The organism is Brevibacillus nitrificans, assembly GCF_003710965.1.
GTDB lineage: Bacteria > Bacillota > Bacilli > Brevibacillales > Brevibacillaceae > Brevibacillus > Brevibacillus centrosporus.
Window position 1 is genome coordinate 192,473 of sequence record NZ_RHHU01000017.1, and the last position, 18,844, is coordinate 211,316.

The 18,844-nt window shown below is 51.9% G+C and carries 19 protein-coding genes and 1 riboswitch; of the genes, 15 read left to right on the top strand and 4 right to left on the bottom strand.

The window, feature by feature from the left end:
- Positions 1 to 42: 42 nt before the first annotated feature.
- Positions 43 to 282, top strand: a complete 240-nt coding sequence (locus EDM59_RS24140; protein WP_122925945.1) for a hypothetical protein — start codon at positions 43 to 45, stop codon at positions 280 to 282.
- Positions 283 to 375: 93 nt separating this feature from the next.
- On the opposite strand, the gene EDM59_RS24145 is transcribed toward EDM59_RS24140, so the two are convergent.
- On the bottom strand, positions 376 to 1,788 hold the full coding sequence (locus tag EDM59_RS24145; protein ID WP_122925946.1) for an RsmF rRNA methyltransferase first C-terminal domain-containing protein: 1,413 nt from the start codon (positions 1,786 to 1,788) through the stop codon (positions 376 to 378).
- Positions 1,789 to 1,872: 84 nt separating this feature from the next.
- Here EDM59_RS24145 and EDM59_RS24150 point away from each other — a divergent pair, with 84 nt between their 5' ends.
- The 5 genes from EDM59_RS24150 to EDM59_RS24170 all read left to right on the top strand — a co-directional run bounded on the left by EDM59_RS24150 (position 1,873) and on the right by EDM59_RS24170 (position 7,907).
- Entirely contained in the window at positions 1,873 to 2,625 is a 753-nt protein-coding gene (locus tag EDM59_RS24150; protein WP_122925947.1) for a hypothetical protein, read from the top strand.
- 30 nt (positions 2,626 to 2,655) lie between these two features.
- Positions 2,656 to 3,594 carry a methyl-accepting chemotaxis protein gene (locus EDM59_RS24155; protein ID WP_122925948.1) on the top strand — a complete coding sequence of 313 codons (939 nt, stop codon included), beginning with the start codon at positions 2,656 to 2,658 and terminating at the stop codon, positions 3,592 to 3,594.
- A gap of 117 nt (positions 3,595 to 3,711) precedes the next feature.
- Positions 3,712 to 3,795, top strand: a riboswitch (cyclic di-GMP riboswitch).
- An 84-nt stretch (positions 3,796 to 3,879) separates the two neighbouring features.
- Positions 3,880 to 5,337, top strand: a complete 1,458-nt coding sequence (yfmT, locus tag EDM59_RS24160) for a benzaldehyde dehydrogenase (RefSeq protein WP_122925949.1) — start codon at positions 3,880 to 3,882, stop codon at positions 5,335 to 5,337.
- A gap of 144 nt (positions 5,338 to 5,481) precedes the next feature.
- Positions 5,482 to 6,288, top strand: a complete 807-nt coding sequence (locus EDM59_RS24165) for a methyl-accepting chemotaxis protein (protein ID WP_246011240.1) — start codon at positions 5,482 to 5,484, stop codon at positions 6,286 to 6,288.
- 188 nt (positions 6,289 to 6,476) lie between these two features.
- Positions 6,477 to 7,907 (top strand): hypothetical protein, encoded by a 1,431-nt coding sequence (locus tag EDM59_RS24170; protein WP_122925951.1) that lies wholly within the window; start codon positions 6,477 to 6,479, stop codon positions 7,905 to 7,907.
- A gap of 184 nt (positions 7,908 to 8,091) precedes the next feature.
- Here EDM59_RS24170 and EDM59_RS24175 read toward each other — a convergent pair whose 3' ends face one another.
- Both EDM59_RS24175 and yjcZ read right to left on the bottom strand, forming a co-directional pair.
- Entirely contained in the window at positions 8,092 to 8,781 is a 690-nt protein-coding gene (locus EDM59_RS24175) for a class I SAM-dependent methyltransferase (RefSeq protein WP_122925952.1), read from the bottom strand.
- A gap of 204 nt (positions 8,782 to 8,985) precedes the next feature.
- Positions 8,986 to 9,072, bottom strand: a complete 87-nt coding sequence (yjcZ, locus tag EDM59_RS24180; RefSeq protein ID WP_092268485.1) for a sporulation protein YjcZ — start codon at positions 9,070 to 9,072, stop codon at positions 8,986 to 8,988.
- Between the two features lie 300 nt (positions 9,073 to 9,372).
- On the opposite strand from yjcZ, the gene hppD reads away from it, so the two are divergent.
- From hppD to EDM59_RS24195, 3 genes are all read left to right on the top strand, one after another.
- Positions 9,373 to 10,464 carry a 4-hydroxyphenylpyruvate dioxygenase gene (gene hppD, locus EDM59_RS24185; protein WP_092268486.1) on the top strand — a complete coding sequence of 364 codons (1,092 nt, stop codon included), beginning with the start codon at positions 9,373 to 9,375 and terminating at the stop codon, positions 10,462 to 10,464.
- A 218-nt stretch (positions 10,465 to 10,682) separates the two neighbouring features.
- Positions 10,683 to 12,410, top strand: coding sequence for a sensor histidine kinase (locus EDM59_RS24190; protein WP_122925953.1), 1,728 nt, complete (start codon positions 10,683 to 10,685; stop codon positions 12,408 to 12,410).
- Positions 12,379 to 13,167 (top strand): LytR/AlgR family response regulator transcription factor, encoded by a 789-nt coding sequence (locus EDM59_RS24195; RefSeq protein WP_246011221.1) that lies wholly within the window; start codon positions 12,379 to 12,381, stop codon positions 13,165 to 13,167. The genes EDM59_RS24190 and EDM59_RS24195 overlap by 32 nt, the downstream gene beginning before the upstream one ends.
- 93 nt (positions 13,168 to 13,260) lie before the next feature.
- On the opposite strand, the gene EDM59_RS24200 is transcribed toward EDM59_RS24195, so the two are convergent.
- On the bottom strand, positions 13,261 to 13,521 hold the full coding sequence (locus EDM59_RS24200) for a DUF2573 family protein (protein WP_122925955.1): 261 nt from the start codon (positions 13,519 to 13,521) through the stop codon (positions 13,261 to 13,263).
- 157 nt (positions 13,522 to 13,678) lie between these two features.
- Here EDM59_RS24200 and EDM59_RS24205 point away from each other — a divergent pair, with 157 nt between their 5' ends.
- From EDM59_RS24205 to EDM59_RS31490, 6 genes are all read left to right on the top strand, one after another.
- Entirely contained in the window at positions 13,679 to 14,614 is a 936-nt protein-coding gene (locus tag EDM59_RS24205) for a hypothetical protein (RefSeq protein ID WP_122925956.1), read from the top strand.
- 339 nt (positions 14,615 to 14,953) lie between these two features.
- Positions 14,954 to 15,253, top strand: coding sequence for a DUF2642 domain-containing protein (locus tag EDM59_RS24210; RefSeq protein WP_122925957.1), 300 nt, complete (start codon positions 14,954 to 14,956; stop codon positions 15,251 to 15,253).
- Positions 15,254 to 15,267: 14 nt separating this feature from the next.
- Positions 15,268 to 15,465 carry a hypothetical protein gene (locus EDM59_RS24215; RefSeq protein ID WP_122925958.1) on the top strand — a complete coding sequence of 66 codons (198 nt, stop codon included), beginning with the start codon at positions 15,268 to 15,270 and terminating at the stop codon, positions 15,463 to 15,465.
- 3 nt (positions 15,466 to 15,468) lie between these two features.
- Complete coding sequence (locus EDM59_RS24220) at positions 15,469 to 17,040, top strand: glycosyltransferase family 2 protein (RefSeq protein WP_122925959.1); 1,572 nt, start codon at positions 15,469 to 15,471, stop codon at positions 17,038 to 17,040.
- The gene (locus EDM59_RS24225; RefSeq protein WP_122925960.1) at positions 17,010 to 17,720 is read left to right on the top strand and encodes a glycosyltransferase family 2 protein; all 711 of its coding nucleotides are present in this window, start codon (positions 17,010 to 17,012) and stop codon (positions 17,718 to 17,720) included. Before EDM59_RS24220 ends, EDM59_RS24225 begins: the two co-directional genes overlap by 31 nt.
- A complete protein-coding gene (locus EDM59_RS31490; RefSeq protein ID WP_246011222.1) occupies positions 17,717 to 18,841 on the top strand; it encodes a glycosyltransferase in 1,125 nt (374 codons plus the stop codon). Before EDM59_RS24225 ends, EDM59_RS31490 begins: the two co-directional genes overlap by 4 nt.
- The last annotated feature ends 3 nt before the right edge of the window (positions 18,842 to 18,844 follow it).

The window sequence follows — 18,844 nt, forward strand, 5'->3', positions numbered from 1 at the left end:
TGCAGACCGCAACAAAGTACGGGGTGTGAGGAGAGGCACGCGATGAAGGATTTTTGCTTGAAATGTGGCAGCGAGATGAGCCCTGGGGAATACACCTGCAAGGTATGTGGGCAAAACGATATGGATGAATATCGACTGATTCGAAATTACGTCAGGAGCTTCCCGAATTCGAATGCCATGCAGATTGCCAATGCAACCGGCATCTCGGTATCAAAAATCTTGCGCTATATCAGGGATGGCTCTCTTACCGTCGTGGACAGCCATACCCGTCGGGGAAGATAAATCGATAGAAAAACAAGCCCACCGCAAAAGCAAGCGTGCTTTTCAGGCAGTGGGCTTATTTGGCGTTTCTGCATTTTGGGATAATAGGAAGAGCTAGAGCCAACGCAAACCTTTAGGATAATGGTTTTTCAGCTGACCGTCCGCCTGTTTTCCCCATCCCAGTGAAAATCCGTCTACGGTAATCAGTGTCCAGCCGTTGCTGCCTTCCCGGCTGAGCGCTTCTCCCTTCAAATAGCGAAGCAGATCGGGATCCTCCGCGGAGAAATCAGCAGAGCGTGCTACCTCCTGCGCAGAGAGGGCAAGTGCCAGCGCATGGCTAGGTTCGAGTCGGTTCTTTTTCACCGTTCCCAGGTGCAGGCCGACACGCAATACTTTGATGCCGTCCCAATCCAGCTCGGGTGCTGGTGAGTAGAAAAGTTGCTCACCAAACAGCAGGAAGGCGCGATCATCTTCCAAATGACGCGATAGGTGGGGAAGCACCTCTGCCGCAAAGGCGCGCCAAGCAGCGATGGCTTCCTTGCGTCCGGCTGGAGCTGATTTGGCTCGTTTTTCTTTCCGCTTTTTCTGGACCTCTACCGGCTGATCGGCATCAGCGCTTTTGTGCAGCTTGGCGAGGTAGTGTCCCTCGCCGCTGAGCAAATGCGGCCAAAGCCTTGCTGTTTGCGCCAGCTCATCATAGACTGGCGTTGCCCACTCGGGGTGCCCAGTGGAAAAATGCTCGGGATGCGGTAGCGGGATGATCGAGAACTCCGGGTGGCGCTCGAGGAAGATCGTCATCGATTGCTCGTTTTCCAGAGGGGCGAACGTACAAGTCGAGTACACGAGCGTCCCCCCTGGCTTAAGCATAGCCGCAGCTGCATCGAGAATATCGATTTGCATCCGGTGGCATTCGAGCACTTTATTCGGGGACCATTCGTCGATCGCTTCCGGGAGCTTGCGAAACATGCCTTCTCCTGAGCAAGGCGCATCTACGAGAATCCGGTCGAAAAATTGAGGGAAGCGTTCCATGAGCCGCTCTGGAGTTTCGTTGGTGACGACTGCGTTTGGCACGCCGCAGCGCTCCAGATTTTCCGAGAGGATACGTGCGCGCACCGGATGTATTTCATTGGCGATTAGAAGACCTTCGCCTTGCAGAGCAGCAGCGAGCTGCGTGGACTTTCCGCCGGGTGCTGCGCACAAATCCAGGATGGTTTCGCCAGGCTGTGCCTCCAGACATTCTGCAGCCGACATGGCGCTGGGTTCCTGCAAATAGTACAAGCCGGCGGAATGATACGGATGCTTGCCCGGTCTCATCCCTTCTTGATAGCGAAAGCCGTTGGCACACCACGCAACCGGCTCCACAGGAAAGGGGGTGAGGGCGAGAAAGCGTTCGCGCTCGATTTTCAGAGGGTTCACGCGCAAACCGTGAAAGACGGGTTGTTCGTATGAAGCGGCGAATGCGTCGTACTCGTCCTGCAGCAGGGCCCGCATCCGTTCTGTAAAAGCAATAGGTAAAGATTGTGTCATAGAAGCCTCCGTTGTCAGAATTTGGCCGATGGGTAGAGGAAAAGATAGAATCATGGCGAATCTTAGAAAATGAGGTGAGAGCATATGAAAGGATCCCGTGCGGAACGCTACCGCTCCCGGCGGAGGAACGACTCGGAAGTCAGCCGGTTTTGGATCATGGGGTTGCTTTTCTCACTGCTGGTGCTTGCTTTTGAATTTTTGATCGAGATTCCCGCCGACGCAGATTGGCTGCAGGAGATGGAGATGGCGCTGTTTTCCGCCAGCTTTACCTTGCTTGCCTTTTATCTGCTAGGGCTTACGTTTGTATTTTCTCGCGGGCAAAGGGTTGGGAAGATCAATCACCAGGTCATTATCTACGTATGGCTGGGAGCGATTCTGTTTCACTTGTTCCTGCTCATCAGCAACTTGTCCAATCAGCATGTCTACAAAGCAGGGATCATCTTATTTTTAGGCCCATTGTTCTTGACTGTCTACCATTTTATCACGTACTTGTCCGCATTGCGCGAGGAGCGTGCGGAACAGGAAGCGGCTACGGGTGCTTCGATGGAGCGCGTCGCCTATCAGATGATTTTAGAAGGCAGCAGGGTGTACAGTGAAATCAATCGATTGAAGACGGAGTACCCCGAAATCGAACAAATGCTACGTGCCAACGACTTCCACAACAAGCTGGAACGCTATGCTCTGGAAATGCAGCAGTATTTGCAGGTCAAGCAATTCGAGCGCAAGGACGTGGAATTGTTGGAGGGCCATTATTATTTTCTGGAAAACCTGCTGACATTGGCAAAGCAGCATCCAGGGATTATCGAATCCCGTCAATTTGCTCGTCGTGAAGACTAATGGTTTGATGGCAAAGGAGAGAGTAGAAACATGTTCTGGAAGAAAGAAAAAGGTCAGGCAGAAGCACAGACAGCAGTAGCGATTGCAACAGAGGAAACACAAAGTCAAGATGTGTGGAAGAATGAGCTGCAAGCCCTTTATGAACAGATGGGAGAAGCTCTTTCGCAAAATGGGGAAGTAAATGCCCAGCATGGGAAACTCATACAACTGGTTGCCCAAATGAAAGGCGTCATCGAAACCATCAAGTCGATTAACGAAAGTGATGACGAATCAGCGAGCCAGCTGCATGTTCGGGGGGAACGCCTGACTACCATCAGCCAGCAATCTATGCAGCGTGCAGAAGCGGGAAAATCCGCGATGACGGAAGTAGTCGAAGTGATGAGTCTCTTGGATGCAGAGTCAGTCAATACGGCGCGCTCCATGAGCCGGCTCGAGGATCGTTCCTCGGAGATCACCAGCATTGTCAAGGTGATCAGCGACATCGCCAACCAAACCAATTTGCTGGCACTGAATGCAGCGATCGAGGCTGCACGTGCTGGTGAGCAGGGCAGAGGCTTTGCCGTGGTAGCAGATGAAGTGCGCAAGCTGGCAGAAATGACAGCGAATTCGACCAAGACAATCGCAGAGCTGATCGGAAAAATTCAGGAAGAGACAAAAGAAGCGCTGGCGAACAGCGAAAAGAACAGTTCAGCGATCAAAAACGGCCTGTCGATCAGCCGAGATGCCTCCGGCAAGATGGAGGGAATTGTACTGGCTTTCCACGAGGTAAGCGTAGAAGTTTCCGGTGTCATGCAAATCATCGAGCATCAAAAGCAGTTTGCGGATGAAGTAGCCAAGCAGGTAGGGGAAGCCGTTCTGCTGCTGGGTGATTTAAATCAGGATCTGGCTTTGCACGTGAGCAGATCGGAGGAAGTGGCGCAGCTGCTGCAAGAGAGTATAGAGGATGGAAAGCGCGTACTCTCCGAATAGCTTTTTAAAGTATGACTGCCTTACCTATTTTTTATTTGACTATTCAATCGAGAAGTCTATAATCGAAAGTGGACTAACCAAAAAATTCCTGTAACTTGACAATTCGACAAAACATTCGCTATGAATGGGCAAACCCATTGAAAGGTGGGGACGCAAAGCCACGGGCCTACGGATCTTCTCTATGGCAGCCGGGTTGCCAACTAGCAGGTTTTTTCATGCTGTCTAACGGCTCCCTTCTGGCGATGGGGGCCGTTATTTTTTTGGACAAGGGAGAGGAGAAGGGATATGTCGATTCTACAAGCTTTGAACAAGCAATTCATCAATGGGGAATGGAGGGACGGACTCGCTTCACGGAAGCTGCCGGATCTCAATCCGTACAACGGTGAAGTCATTACCGAATTCCAAATGGCTAGCTTGCAGGATATCGACGAGGCCTATCAAGCCGCTGCTCGTGCAAAAAAGGAATGGGATGAAGTGAATCCCTATGTCAAGTCGCGGATTTTGGAGCGTGCGGTGGACTACATCGATGCTCACGAAGAAGAAATCATCGACATCATTATCAAAGAGCTCGGTGGGACACGCCTCAAAGCGTTTTTTGAAATCGGTCTGGTGAAGGACATTATCCGGGAAGCGGCGACATTCCCCGTGCGCATGGAAGGCAAAATTCTCCCATCTCCTGTCGACGGAAAAGAAAACAGGCTGTATCGCATTCCAGCAGGAGTAGTAGGGGTCATCAGCCCCTTCAACTTCCCGTTCTATCTGTCCATGAAATCTGTAGCTCCGGCTCTGGGGGCAGGAAACGGCGTTGTGCTGAAGCCGCATGAGCATACGCCGATCATGGGTGGTACGCTCATCGGAAAAATCTTTGAAGAGGCTGGCCTTCCCAAAGGCTTGATCAACGTAATCGTAACGGACATCTCGGAAATCGGAGATGGATTTGTGGAGCATCCGATTCCGCGCATTCTCTCTTTCACAGGCTCCAGCCAGGTAGGCAGCCATATCGCACAGGTCGCTGCCAAGCATTTCAAAAAGGCGATTCTGGAGCTGGGCGGAAACAGTGCGCTTATCGTACTGGAGGATGCGGATATCGAGTACGCTGTCAACGCAGCGGTGTTCAGCCGTTTTACTCACCAAGGCCAAATTTGCATGTCAGCCAACCGTGTGCTCGTCCATCAAGACGTATACGATCCGTTCCTCGATCAATACGTGAAGAAAGTGTCCTCGCTGAAAGTGGGAGACCCGTACGATCCGGACACCGTCATCGGTCCCTTGATCAATGATCGTCAGGTGAAGAGCCTGATGAGCACCATTGAGGAGGCGATCAGGGAGGGAGCGACTCCGATCTTGAAGGGCGAGGTAACAGGAAACGTCGTAGCTCCCACCATTTTGACGGATGTCACAACCGATATGGCCATCGCCTCCAAGGAGCTGTTTGGACCTGCGGTATGCATTTTCAAATTTGCGTCCGAAGAGGAAGCGGTTCAGATGGCAAACGAAACGCCATTTGGACTCTCAGGAGCGATTCATACGCGCGATCTGGAGCGTGGAGCACAGATGGCGAAGCGAATCGAGACCGGGATGATCCATATCAACGACGGTACGATTAACGACGAGCCGATTGTCGCGTTTGGCGGAGAAAAGCATTCCGGTCTGGGACGTTTGAATGGGCAGTGGAGCCTGGAAGAGTTTTCGACGCTCAAGTGGATCTCCGTTCAGCATAAGCCTCGTCAATTTCCTTATTAATCATGTAGAGTTAGGTGGTCAGCGATGAAGACAGTGGAAGAATGGGAACAAACAGATCAGGAACAAACGTGGGAAGCGGCGGACAGCACTCAACCGACAGAACCGTCCGAATCCGCAGAAACGGCAGAATTGCTAGAGGCTTTTATGAAAGTGGCTCCGTATCTGAACGACTTGATTTCCGATGATGTTACGGTGGGTGTCTATGATACAGAGAAGCTGCTGATGAATATTCCGGGGAAGACATTTGCTCTGCAGGTGTCACCTGGCGATCCTTTGCAAGAGGGAGATATCATTACGACTGCCATCCGTACGAATACGCATCAATCGATGATCGTGCCCAAGGAGCTGTTCGGGTTTCCCCTGATTGCCCGTGCTGTTCCACTTCATGACAAGCAAGGGCGTGTAGTCGGGGGCGTCGGCATCGGTTCCAGCATGGAGCGGGCAAATGTTCTGTACGAGATTACGGCTAATCTCTCCAGTGTCGTAGAACAGGTAAGTGCGACGACAAATAGCATGGCGTCCGAAATCGGCAAATTAAACGAGCAGATGCGCGCCATCTCCGTTCAGGCCAAAGACGTCAGCGACAGTACCGGGGAGATCGAGCAAATCGCGCTGGCTGTGAAAAAGATTGCGGACCAAAGCAACATTCTGGGGCTTAATGCGAGCATCGAAGCAGCGCGGGTAGGGGAAGCGGGGCGTGGATTTGCCGTCGTGGCCAACGAAGTGCGCAACATGGCGAGCAACTCCCGCGAAAATGCAGAGAAAATCAAACATACGACCGATTCCATTCGAGAGCTGATCGTGCATCTGCAGACATCCATCGAGCTGATCAATCAGACGATGGAAAGTCAGGCAACGGCTACAGAGCAGATTTCCGCGACGATGATAGAGGTCAGCGACAATACGCAAAAGCTGGCTGACTTGGCCGAAGAAGCGTTCCAATCCAAATAAAAAAGCTTGTTTCATGTAACGAAACGTCCCTCCCTGGTGTCATACAGGAGAGGGACGTTTTTTGGTACAGTAAGAATTTATAAGATTCTTAGCCAGTATAAGTGCCACTAAGGCTCCGCCACAAAGCTTGGAGCCACGTTTTCTAATTGTATCCGACTTTTCGATTAATGGATGGATAGGGGGATATCATGATCAAGCGCGTAAGCATGCTTCTCGTAATAGCTACGCTCCTAACGTCATTCATGTTCGCTCCAGGCGAGACCAGTGCCGACGATGGACCTCGTCCTTGGACAAAGCCGGTAGAAAAGGAAACGAGCGAAGCGATCAAAGGTGGAACACATAAAAAGCAGGAAATCAAATTTGGCGATGGCGGCGTGTACTGGATTCACCAGCTGACCGCTCAGCAAAATCAGCAGCCGTATGTCGTGAAGATCCCGGTTCGCGGTGATCAGGCGACGTTTCGTTACCGTGCGATCGCGGAGAACAAGCAGCCCTACTGGGCAATCGTACCGCTGCGTGACCTTCATACACTCCCGCTCGCCTCAGGTTTCATCGAAACAGAGGGCAAGTCGATCTGGCTGGGAGCGCCGATCGTGTATGCGCCCATGGGCAACGGGACAATCAACGAAAAAAAGGATATGGCACTTCCCGTTACCGTACGGAAATCCGCAGGGGGCTATGTACTAGAGGCCAGCTTGCCGATACGAGCCGGTCACGTGAGCGAAATGTGGGCATTGGAATCTCCCGAGCCGCTCGTTGTATGGGGCCAAGAAAAGCTGGACAGCATCTGGCTCAGCCTGGATGTGACGGATAATGCCAAATGGCTGTATGACGGGTACTATTACAAGAGTCCTTCGACTTATGTGCCGTATACGGATACTTCCTACTGGCGTATACCGGAAAACTATGTCCTGCACTCCTTCATGTACACGGGCGGAAGCAAGGCAGCACGAGAGATGGGATACGTGATGCTAAAAGCAAGCCTCAAACAGCAGGATCAGCTAGGCTACTGGAAGTCCCTTCCTCGCTCGGAGTGGCTGCGGGAGGATTACGGCATAACGGAAGGCTTCTACGATACTCGCTTTAATACGGGAGCGGCAGGCTTAATGCTCCAGGGATGCATCCAATATCAAGAGGCGGAATTTTGTGAATCTACCCAAAGATACGCGCTCTTTTTCCAACAGCATGCGGTAGGGAACCATTATGTGATCGAAGGCGATCGTCCAGGCTGGCTGGTAGCCGACTACGCATTAGTAGGGAAACCATCTGATACACACGTTTCTCTCAACCATCAGCTGGCAGAGATCAACTTCTTGTACAGAAGCTATTTGCAGTTTGGCAATCCAACGGACAAAGATTTGGCGGATATCATGCTTGGCGGCGTGGTCAATCTCGGGTCCAAATGGATCGTCCAAAATGGCGATCTCCATTACGCTTATTATCCGAACGGTTCCTTTGGCCGCGTCGACTACCCGTATCTGACGTACAACGATCTTTTGGAAACGCAGCAGCTTTACAGCCAGCTGCATGGCATGGAGGATGCGACGCTTGCGAAGCTGATCGAAAGCAAACTGGCTTGGATGAAGCAAAATAATGTGGCCTATGTCTCCACGAAGTGATAGAAAGGCAGCCTCGCCGTCAGCGTTAGACGGAAAGGCTGCCTTTTATGTTTATGAATTCCGGAGCGAATGACGAAGTGCCTCAGCGTCCGCTTCTGGCATTCCTTCGGTAAAATTTTCTGCTAAAACGAGGTCGTTCCTCTTTGAACAGGACTCAATAGAGGTTTTCTTAGGGGAAAAGGATTTAGTCGAGGGTGTTTTCGAGAGCAAACAGGGTCAGAAAACTGACGGCTTCACGCAGCTCAACGCTTAAGCGTCCCGCAATATCAGGGGTAATTCCTTCTTTATAGACAGGCTCTTCGTCTTTTCGGACAAAACCATTTTCAGAAGCCAGCTTCTTGGCCTCCCAGGGCATCATCGTATTTTGAATGGTGGCTTCTTCATACAAACGGCGATAGCTATGGGCGCGCGGGCCAGCAGTTGGACCCAAGATCCCGAGTACGAGGGTGCCGCCAGGCTTTAAAACACGTCGCAGCTCGAGGAGTGCTTTCAAAGGGGAAGGAGTAAATTCCACGACGTTGATCGACAAGGCGCCAGCGAAGGTATTGTCTGCAAAAGGAAGCTCGCTGATGTCACCTGTCTGAAAAGGGATCGACAAGCCTTCTCTTTTTGCCCGGTCATTGGCGAGACGAATCATTTCCCCGGCAATGTCGATACCCTCTACTTTGTAACCAATCGATGCCAGCTTGCAGCTCGCATAGCCGTCTGCACAGCCTGCATCGAGGATAGGGCCATCACTGATCGATACGTATTTTTGCAAGAAAGGCAGGATCGTACGGCGACTGCCGTTTTCCCACATGTTGTCGCTGTTTGCATGCCAGTCTGCTGCAAATTGGTCCCACTTTTCGGCTGCTAGGGTGCTCCATTCGCTCATATATTTGTCTGCCCCTTTCTGCTTGCTACTTTACCTACTTTTGCCCCTATTGTATCAAGCAAACGGGTGGTTGCGTATCTTTTTTACGACCGAAGAAATCGGCGAAAACCAGCAAAGGCTGCCAGAAATCTGTGGCAGCCTCGCTTCGAATCATGCAGTTTCACAGGGTGATTCAAGAGAAAAAGGATAAGCTTTGGAAGGAAATTAGCAGCCGTCGCAGCTACAAGCAACAATTGTTAATAATACGAAAAGAACCAATACCAATGCAAAGTTGTCGTCGAAGAAACTCATTGATATCACCCCTAAATGAGATTGAGGAAAAACCCCAAGATCAAGGTATGCAAATCGAGGAACAATGTAAGGGCTTTAAACGGGGAGATGATAATTTGGGTGTGATTCGTTTTTGGCTTCCAGGTGTATCAAGAAAACGACGAATCGCGTACTTTAATCAATAAAAGCGGTTGAGCGTTTTCGCGTTATTTCGCGTTCTTGCATAAGCAAGCGCTTCCCATGTACGCTCGAGATAACGACTAAATAATCCCAATTATCCAAAAACCATAACGAATGAATGAAATTAGTGGAGGGGTAGCGATGGCGAACACTGATTTTTTTCCTATTCAAGACTGGGACTATCTGGAGTTTTATGTAGGAAATGCAAAACAGGCGATGCATTATTTCACGAAATCGTTTGGCTTTGAAACGGTGGCGTACGCAGGGCTGGAGACAGGCTCTAGGGAAAAGGTTTCGTATGTACTCAAGCAAAACCACATGACCTTTGTCATTTCCGGGGCGCTCACACCCGATCACCCTATCGCCGCATTTGTGAAAAAGCACGGCGATGGAGTCAAGGACGTGGCTCTTCGGGTAGAAGACTGTGAGCAGGCGTATCGTGAGGCGGTTTCCCGTGGAGCGATCGCCATCATGGAGCCTACCGAATATACGGACGAACATGGAACGGTGAAGAAAGCGATCATCGGGACGTATGGCGAAAATATTCATACCTTCATCGAGCGGAAAAATTACAAGGGCCCATTTTTGCCAGGCTACAAAGCGTTCCAAGCGCCAGTAAAAGGAGAAGGCTCAGGACTGATTGGCATCGACCACGTCGTCGGAAATGTAGAAGTCATGGACGAATGGGTTTCCTATTATCAGAAAGTCATGGGCTTCACGGCTGTGCAAAATTTCAGTGAAGACGACATATCCACCGAGTATTCTGCGCTAATGTCCAAAGTGATGCAGAGCGGTACCGGACGAATCAAATTTCCGATCAACGAGCCAGCGGAAGGCCGTCGCAAATCGCAGATTCAAGAGTTCCTCGAGTTTTACAAAGGACCCGGTGTCCAGCACATCGCGATCTTGACGAATGACATTATCAGCACGGTTAGCAAGCTGCAGGCCAATGGCGTCGATTTCCTTTCCGTCCCTGATACGTACTATGAGGATCTGAAGGAGCGCGTGGGAGAAATCGACGAGGATCTGGAGTCGCTGCGAAAGCTGGGGGTATTGGTGGATCGGGATGACGAAGGATACCTGCTGCAGCTGTTCAGCAAGCCCATCGTTGACCGTCCGACGCTGTTTATCGAAATCATTCAGCGAAAAGGGGCACGCGGTTTTGGGAACGGCAACTTCAAAGCGCTGTTCGAAGCACTGGAGCGTGAGCAAGAGCTCCGGGGCAACCTGTAAGAAAAAAGTTACGGGACATAGGGGCATCCTCTGGTCAGTGGGAAATGCAGAGGTGCCCTGTTTTCCTTTTTTCGTGGGAAACATCAGGGATGGCAGTTTGCAGACCCGCCGGACGGTTTTCAGCCTTGTCAGACAATTGTCTTGACCGTACAGCCGTGTGCTATGGATAATGAGTATATCCTTTTTGGCAAGCGCACAGTTGGATAGGAGCTGATCATATGAACCTGGCCTTGATGATGCCATTAGCTGAGCGGACGGCCGTTCTCATCGTTGCTGCTTTGCTGTTTACTCGCGTCCGTGCTTTTCGAAGTATTTTGAATCAGCAGGCGACCTGGAAAGAAAAAGCCGTCATGGTGATGATCTTCTCCGCCATTTCCATACTCGGAACCTATAACGGCATTTGGTATCAGGATGCGATCGCCAATTCCCGCGTCATCGGTACGGTTGTGGCGGGCCTGCTGGCTGGGCCATGGGTAGGGCTTATGACTGGCCTGATTGCTGGCATGCATCGTTACTCTCTCGGGGGCTTTACGGACTTGGCTTGTGCCATTTCTACAATCAGTGAAGGCTTGATTGCGGGCTTGATCTATCAATTCCGCCGCAATCGTCAGCAGGAGATCGGCTGGACAACGGCCATGATCGTGGGGTTTCTTGCGGAGTGGATGCAGATGGGGATCATCCTGTTAGTGGCTCGTCCCTACGAGGCTGCCTTATCCTTGATCCAGATTATCAGCATTCCGATGTCAGTCGTCAACTCGCTGGGGATCGCCATTCTCGTTATTATTATCGATCTGGTAAAAAAAGAAGAGGATCGCATCGGCGCTCTGCAGGCACAGCGTACGATGCAAGTAGCAGACAAGACGCTTTCGTACTTGCGGGAAGGACTGACATTTGAGTCCGCGAAAAAGGTAGCCGAAGAGATTTTGCGTACGACTCGCGTAGCTGCGGTGGCGATTACAGACCGGGAGACGGTGCTCGCCCATGTCGGCGCTGGCTCTTCCCATCACGTGGTGGGAGAGGGCATTTCCACAAAGGCCACCCAAGAGGTGCTGGATACAAAGGAAGTCATGATTGCCCATAGCAAACAGGAAATCGGCTGCAAGGAAGCCAATTGTCCGCTGCGGTACGCCATTCTCGTACCGTTGATGCGCCGAAGAGAGGTGGCCGGGGTCCTGAAGCTGTACCAGGACCGCTCCCGCAAGCTATCTGCGGTCGATTTGGAGCTTGTGCGAGGCTTGGGAAACCTGATTTCTACGCAGCTGGAGCTGGCTGAGCTGGAAAAGCAGTCCCGCTTGCTCGCTGACGCCGAAATCAAAGCGCTGCATGCCCAGATCAATCCGCATTTTTTGTTCAATGCCTTAAATACGATCGTTTCCTTCATTCGCTTCCGCCCGGAGCAGGCGCGTGAGCTGCTGATCCATCTGGGAGAGTACTTTCGCAGAAACCTGCATGACTCCGGGGGATTTGTCAGCTTGGCAGAGGAATTCGAGCACATCGAAGCGTATTTAGCCATTGAACGGGCCCGGTTCGGGGAGAAGCTGCGCGTCGAGTATGACATCGAAGCGGGGGTAGAAGGCTTTATTGTCCCGGGGCTCATCCTGCAGCCCTTGGTTGAAAACGCTGTCAAGCACGGCTTGTTGCCTAAGCGAGATGGGGGAACGGTCAAGATCAAAGCACGCAGGACCGACAGCCATACGCTGGAGCTGACGGTTGCAGACGACGGTGTAGGTATGGGGGCAGACCCTTTTGTCCAGCCGCACATTCAAAAGGATGGGAAGCGCCGACTGTCCGGGATCGGGTTGTCCAATGTCAAGGGCAGACTGCAGTCTATTTACGGACAGCCTTATGGAATCGTCATCGAGAGTGCACCCGGCGAAGGAACGGTTTGCGTGATTACTTTACCAGTAGGGGTGAATGCCAGTGCTAAAAGTGTTCATCGTGGATGATGAAGCACCCGCTCGCTCAGAGCTTCGATACCTGCTGGAGCAATTTCCTGAGGTTTCTGTCATCGGAGAAGCGAGCAGCGGGGAAGAGGCGATCGATTCTGTCCTGCAGATTGAGCCCGATGCTGTTTTTTTAGATATTCATCTGCAGGATCGGGATGGCGTGGACGTAGGACAGGAGCTCTTGGAATCGATGGTCAATCCGCCGGTCATCATCTTTGCCAGTGCCTATGAGATTCATGCCGTACGCGCGTTTGAAACCGATGCGATCGACTACATCGTGAAGCCCTTTAGCGAGCTTCGGCTGGAGAAGACGATGAATCGCGTGCGAAAGATGCTTCGTGCGAATGAGGCTCCTGTGGCGACTGCTCCCCAGCTGGAGGAACAGCTGCAAACGATTTTACAAAATGTGCTGGCTGACCAGCAGCCCCGGCGCGTACCGGTAGAGAAGCAGGGGAAAATCATGCTGATCGATCCGAACGACATCGTGTACGCGACCTTGGAAGGACGCTATGCCAGTATTTATACGGGGAACGAGCAGTACGCGACATCATTTACCTTGCAGGAGCTGGAGAGCCGTTTGTCACCCAAGCAGTTTTTTCGCACGCATCGGGCGTATATCGTCAATCTTTCCAAGACGGCTGAGCTCGTCCCCTGGTTCAAAGGGTCCATCCATTTAATCATGCAGGACTGTCGACGCACGGAGATTCCGGTCAGCCGAAACGTGGTCAAAGAGCTGAAAAAGCGGCTCGGTTTTTAAAGCAGGCGACAAGCTGGACGGGTTCCCTTGCTAGCCGTCAGCTCTTGATCAAGGAAAAAGGACTGCCATATGCTGCAGTCCTTTTTTCGTCTATCAATGCTTTTGATTTTTCGTCTGATTCCACTGTTTGATTTGCTCGATGATCTCGCGGATCTGGTTGCGTGCTTCGAAATGCTCGGGCTCGCTCGCCCAGTGCTGAATGAGGGGAGGCATCGCCTTGCTCATGTGCGTATACAAGCACCAGATCTTTACCATTTCCACACGCTCTGGTGTCGCTTCTCCTGTCAGCAGCTCCGTGAATTTATACACAAGATCCTCGAGTTCAGGGACCAATGGTTCTTTTTTCTCTGCCACTGCTATTCCCTCCCTTTCCAAAACGTTATGGATGACCACTTCATTCATTGTACGAAAAACAGCTCCCAAGGGAAAGTCGGAGTTGGAAACGCTTGGGCAAGCGAGCCCGAGCATGATAAAGTGAAGAAAAAAGAACGGCAACGACAAAGGAGAGCCCATGAGAGAAGAGGACATGTACGAGCCGATCAAGGCATGGATGGGAGAGAGAGGATTTACGGCGTACCCGGAGGTCGAATGCAAGCATCTCGGCGGGCGAGCGGATATCGTCGTGACGAACGGGCAGCTGGTAGGCGTCGTGGAAATGAAGCAGTCTCTCACCTTGGATTTAATCGAGCAGGCGCTGCGGTGGCGCGGCTTTGCCCATTATATTTGGATAGCCATTCCCTATCAGCCAAAGTCGTATAAGAAATTTGTATCGATGGTTTTGCGAGATTACGGGATTGGGGTGCTCACGATCAGCAAGTTCGGGAGCGTCTGGCCCGCTCATATGCCAAAGCTTGCACGCCGGACGCTGCCTGACCTCAAAGAGGCGTTGACAGAGCATCATCGAACGGTAGAAGTAAAGGGAGGGCAGAGCGGAGGCGGGTACATCACTCCCTATCGGATAACGATGAAGCAGGTCCGGCATTACTTGACCAAGGAAAACGAGTGGAGAACACTCAAAGACATACTCGATCATTGTGAGACTCACTACGCCAGTCCGCGGGCATCCTTGGCAAAAGCTCTTTGGCAATTCGAAGCGGCTTGGTGCGAGCGGAAAAAAGAGGGCGGCAAGCTCTATTTTCGTGCCCGCCCCCAGGAAGGCCCTGAAATGGCGAAGAAGAAAGCTTTGCGAATGCTGCCCGAAAAGCAGGTAAATGTGCTGCTAGCGTTATCGGCAAAGGAATGGAGAACACCAACTGTGATTGCAGGGATGCTGCCAGGCGGGAATGTGGAGAAGGCACGCCGCTTTGACTCCCTGTACGTCAATTCGCCTCTCAAAGCGCTGATCAAAAAGGGGTGGGTCGAAAAGAATCCGGTTGGACGCGGGCAATATCGTTTGACGGAAGCAGGACAGGCGTGGATGAAGGACGGAGCAGGAGGAGAATTATGAGGCGATAGCCGTTCTGATCGGGCAATTCTATGAAGAATATGTAAAAGTTATCATGTGAGCTTCACATTTCTTTCATCTACGTTCTGTGCGATTGACTCTTGTTTTTCCACAGCCGTTCGAACGAATCATAGAATGCCCCCGATCAAAAACAGAAAATTGGACTTCCTATAGCTCGGCAATGGCCGGGTTTTTTTCGTTTTCGGGACAGAAGGGCTGCATGAAATGAACTAATCTCTTGAAAATACGCTAGTGACCCATAACCATTTTGGCGCTGCTTGTATACCTTGTACGAGTGGGATCATCCACGAGGATAGGATTTAGAGAAGGAGAGTGACAAGCATGTGGCTCAGCGTCAATGAGAAAGAGCTGAAAGAATTTTTTGAGGGCTTAAAAAAGCTCGTGTGGAACAATGATGGCCCGAAACCAGCGGAGGAAAATCGACGGTCTTGTCCGGTGGAACCGGAAATTCGTCAGGTTTTGCTCCGTTACTTGAATCAGGATGTTGAAATCGGAACAGAAGCAGGCAGCATCGCAGGTGTTCTTCAAGCGGTTGGTGCCGATTACGTTCAGCTTTTGGAGGCTGGCGGCTCGGTTGTCATCCTATCGTTTACGCAGATCAATTTTGTGCAATCGGTGTAAAGGAGGAAATTCAAATGGATTTTCAAGATAAATTGCAATCGCTCTTGGGCGAAACGGTAGAAGTTGTTACAGGCATACAGGTGACCACTGGGGTATTGATTCGAGTGACAGACAGCACCGCGACCGTATTGACTTCCGGTGCATCCGGGTACGGAAACGCACAAAATGTGGTCTTTCAACTGGATCGTATCACGTATGTGAGGCTGGTCTGAGAAATGGGTACGCGCAGGCTGACAGGCGAGGAGAAAACACTGTCTGTCATCCTTACCGCTACGTATTCGAGCCAGCATGTACAGCGACAGATGGAGGCCAGTCTGAAACTGGCCCCTCTGGAAATCATCCTGGTCTCGGCTGCGAATTTGCTTGGCGAGCTTCCCGACTCTATAGTCGCAGGTTGCAGCGTGCACGGAGTCGATCATTTAGCGAGTCCTTTTTCGGCAAGAGCCATCGGAGCTGCCCAGGCGAGGGGGGACATTCTGCTGTTTCTGGGTGAGGACCGATTTTACCCCGTATCCAGCTTGCAGCGATTTCTCTGTCCCCTTCACTATCAGCAAGTCGACTTGATGCTTTCCGAGGAAGTCGTCAGAGAGCGCGGCAGGCAACGGACAGAGCTCGTCCGAGGTATCAGTCAGCTGCTCAATGAAGGGTACGGTCATCCGGAATGGCGGGAAGCGAGCCTGGTAGATACGCCGCATGCCTTTACCAAAAAAGTCTTGAGCAAGATCCCGGCAGAAGAGCTGGCCCATCCAGCACAAGCTTTTCGCAAGCTGCTTTCGAGCGGGATTCTCATACGAACAATGCCTATGGAGCCTCTACAGGAGTGGGTGCCCTTCCAGCCGGAGCTGCTGGGGGCATGCCTGTCAGAGCTGTCCATTTGGGAGCAGGCCGTCATCGAGGAACAGGTAGCTGCGTTTTCCTGTCTGCCCATCCGAGGAGGGCTCGAGGATGGGCAAAGAAAAAGAGAAGTGGCTGAGCAGTTCGCACAGCAGAGGGGACGGACACCGCTTCACCAAGTAAAGCAATGGGGAAAATGGCCCTTGCGATCGACGAAGCACTACGGGGAAGATCGGCTTTCCGTCATTATCCCAGCGTGCAACGAAGAGCGGACGATCGGGAATGTCCTGCGGGAAGTGCTGCAGCTCGCACCGGCTGAAATCATTGTGGTCGTGAATGGATCCTGTGATCAGACGGCAAGAATCGCGCGGGAGCATGGTGTCACGACCGTAGAAATAGCAGAGCCCTTGGGTGTAGATACGGGTCGAGCAGTGGGAGCCAGTCTCGCCCGAGGAGACATTTTGTTGTTCGTGGATGCAGATTTCGTTATCCCGGCCATGGATTTGTATCCGTTTGTGCGTGCTTGCCAGCATCATGTCGAGGTTGCCCTCAATGATCAACGGCGGTTCCTTTCAGGTGTCCCATCGCGGGATGGCGTACTGACAGCCAGGCAAGCGTTGAATGCAGCGATCAATCGCAAAGGGCTGGGGCCGGGCTCCATGCTGGTCGTCCCGTTTGCCTTGCGCCGCGAGTCGTTTGCTCCGATCGGCTGGCAGTTGTTGACCTGTCCACCGAAAGCACAGGCAGCGGCAGCCTTAGCCGGTTTAGACATAAGGCTGGTGCACGAAGTAGACAGCTTTGTCCGCAATCGGATTCGCCCGGCCAAAAACCTCGCCGCCTCCGGGAGGTCTTTGGCCTTTCAACAGATTTTGGGGGATCATATCGAGGCTTTTCAACTATTAGCAGAAAGTGGTGTGAAAATATGGAAACAGAGCGTGAAAGCGGGCTGGTGAGCGTAGTCATCACGAATTATAACCGTGGCGACTTCGTGATAGAGTGCCTGAACAGCATTCTTTCGCAGACCTATCAAAAGTGGGAAATGATCTTCATCGACGATGCTTCCACAGATGATTCTGTTGCCATCGTTTACGAGTGGCTGCAGAGGAATGAAGCGTCGCTCCGGGATCATCAGGTCGTGATTCACCAATTGCCGCGCAACATCGGTTTTGCAGGTGCCATCAACATGGGGTTCTATTTGGCAAAAGGAGAATATATCGCCGTTCAGGATTCGGATGATTACTCCCACCCTTTGCGCTTGGAGCGACAGGTTACGTTTTTACAGGAGCAGCCGGAAGTCGAGCTGGTGGGGACCAATTATTATGCGTTCCCGTCAGAAACCCCGAACAAAAGGGAGCTGTCCACCTGGATCAAGTATGGCGACGACATCCGAAAGGTGTACGGGGCGGGAGGGCATTGCGTTTGCCATGGAACGATCCTGTTTCGCGGGCGTTTGTTTGATCAGATCGGCGGACCTACGCGACGGATCAAAGGGGCAGAGGATTACGAATTTATCGCCAAAAGCTTGAATGCCCGAGCGAATATCGAGAATCTTCCGGAGGCGCTCTATTACTACCGGCTTCATGCCCATCAACGGTCGACCAAGTACTATCGGAGAAAGGAGAGCAAAGGATGAGCAGCCGTGTATTGATGGTTCTGGACAGTATGGGAACAGGTGGAACGGAAACGTACGCCCAAAGTCTCGGCAAACCGTTTGTAGAAAAAGGAGTACGCTTGCATTATGCGGGAGCCGACGGTCCGTTCCATCAGGAGTTTATCCGTGCGGGTTACCAAGTTCATCTGGTGGCGTCGGACCTACAGCCGCTGACGGAGAGAAAAACAGTGCTGCAGCAAGCCTACCGGAAGGTCATGGAGCAGGAGCAAATCTCTATCGTACACGTGCATCAGACGCCCTCGGGAATCCTCGCCGCAAATGCCGCCAATGAACTGGGGATTCCCGTCGTCTTCACCATGCACGGGACGTATTATCCGAACGAGGAAGCCATCGAGCTTGCTCAATTATGTGACGCCATAATCAGTGTAAGCAAACCGGTCCAACGCTATTGGCTTGCCAAAGGAATTACATCGACGGTCATTTCCAACGGTGTCGATCTGGAAAGGTTTCATCCACAAGCAAGTGCTCGTGCTCGCGGAACCTTTTTGCCAAATGTCCCGGAAGATGCGACTGTCGTGACCTATGTGAGCAGATTGGCCTGGCAAAAAGCTTCGGTGTGCAACATGGTACTGCGTTCGACCAAAACGTGGCCAGCCGAATGGAACAAGGTTCACATCGTGGTTGTAGGGACAGGAGCACAAGTCCATCACGTGAAAGAGCTGGCGAGAAATTTGAATAAAATGCGCGGCGAGGTCTACATCCATCTCGCAGGGGAACAAACGGACGTTTTGCCTTATTACGAGAGCAGCGATCTGGTGATTGGCACGGGACGAGTGGCGCTGGAGGCGATGGCCTGCGGCAAGCCAGTGCTCGCCATAGGCAATCATGGCTATGTGGGACTCGTTACACCCAAGCTGTATGAGCTGGCGTGGGACTATTATTTCGGCGATCACGATTCGATAGAAAAGCCATCCCCGCATCTTGTTTCCAAAGCGTTGCAAGAAGCGCTGGGGAATCGAGAAGAGCTGAAGCAGATCGGAGGGATGGGAAGAGCGTGGGTATCATCCGTGTTTCCTATCCAACAAAAAGGAGAAGAAATTTTAGCGCTGTATGAACGGGTCAGAAAAGGAGAGAGAGGGTGAGCG

Excerpts from the sequence above, each read along its gene's own strand:
- EDM59_RS24220 (WP_122925959.1), top strand. The coding sequence starts at position 15,469 with ATGGGTACGCGCAGGCTGACAGGCGAGGAGAAAACACTGTCTGTCATC.
- yjcZ (WP_092268485.1), bottom strand. The coding sequence starts at position 9,072 with ATGAGTTTCTTCGACGACAACTTTGCATTGGTATTGGTTCTTTTCGTA.
- EDM59_RS24175 (WP_122925952.1), bottom strand. The coding sequence starts at position 8,781 with ATGAGCGAATGGAGCACCCTAGCAGCCGAAAAGTGGGACCAATTTGCA.
- EDM59_RS24150 (WP_122925947.1), top strand. The coding sequence starts at position 1,873 with ATGAAAGGATCCCGTGCGGAACGCTACCGCTCCCGGCGGAGGAACGAC.
- EDM59_RS31490 (WP_246011222.1), top strand. The coding sequence starts at position 17,717 with ATGAGCAGCCGTGTATTGATGGTTCTGGACAGTATGGGAACAGGTGGA.
- EDM59_RS24225 (WP_122925960.1), top strand. The coding sequence starts at position 17,010 with ATGGAAACAGAGCGTGAAAGCGGGCTGGTGAGCGTAGTCATCACGAAT.
- EDM59_RS24190 (WP_122925953.1), top strand. The coding sequence starts at position 10,683 with ATGAACCTGGCCTTGATGATGCCATTAGCTGAGCGGACGGCCGTTCTC.
- EDM59_RS24210 (WP_122925957.1), top strand. The coding sequence starts at position 14,954 with ATGTGGCTCAGCGTCAATGAGAAAGAGCTGAAAGAATTTTTTGAGGGC.
- EDM59_RS24165 (WP_246011240.1), top strand. The coding sequence starts at position 5,482 with ATGAAAGTGGCTCCGTATCTGAACGACTTGATTTCCGATGATGTTACG.
- EDM59_RS24215 (WP_122925958.1), top strand. The coding sequence starts at position 15,268 with ATGGATTTTCAAGATAAATTGCAATCGCTCTTGGGCGAAACGGTAGAA.
- EDM59_RS24155 (WP_122925948.1), top strand. The coding sequence starts at position 2,656 with ATGTTCTGGAAGAAAGAAAAAGGTCAGGCAGAAGCACAGACAGCAGTA.
- EDM59_RS24195 (WP_246011221.1), top strand. The coding sequence starts at position 12,379 with ATGCCAGTGCTAAAAGTGTTCATCGTGGATGATGAAGCACCCGCTCGC.
- EDM59_RS24170 (WP_122925951.1), top strand. The coding sequence starts at position 6,477 with ATGATCAAGCGCGTAAGCATGCTTCTCGTAATAGCTACGCTCCTAACG.
- EDM59_RS24145 (WP_122925946.1), bottom strand. The coding sequence starts at position 1,788 with ATGACACAATCTTTACCTATTGCTTTTACAGAACGGATGCGGGCCCTG.
- EDM59_RS24205 (WP_122925956.1), top strand. The coding sequence starts at position 13,679 with ATGAGAGAAGAGGACATGTACGAGCCGATCAAGGCATGGATGGGAGAG.
- yfmT (WP_122925949.1), top strand. The coding sequence starts at position 3,880 with ATGTCGATTCTACAAGCTTTGAACAAGCAATTCATCAATGGGGAATGG.
- hppD (WP_092268486.1), top strand. The coding sequence starts at position 9,373 with ATGGCGAACACTGATTTTTTTCCTATTCAAGACTGGGACTATCTGGAG.
- EDM59_RS24140 (WP_122925945.1), top strand. The coding sequence starts at position 43 with ATGAAGGATTTTTGCTTGAAATGTGGCAGCGAGATGAGCCCTGGGGAA.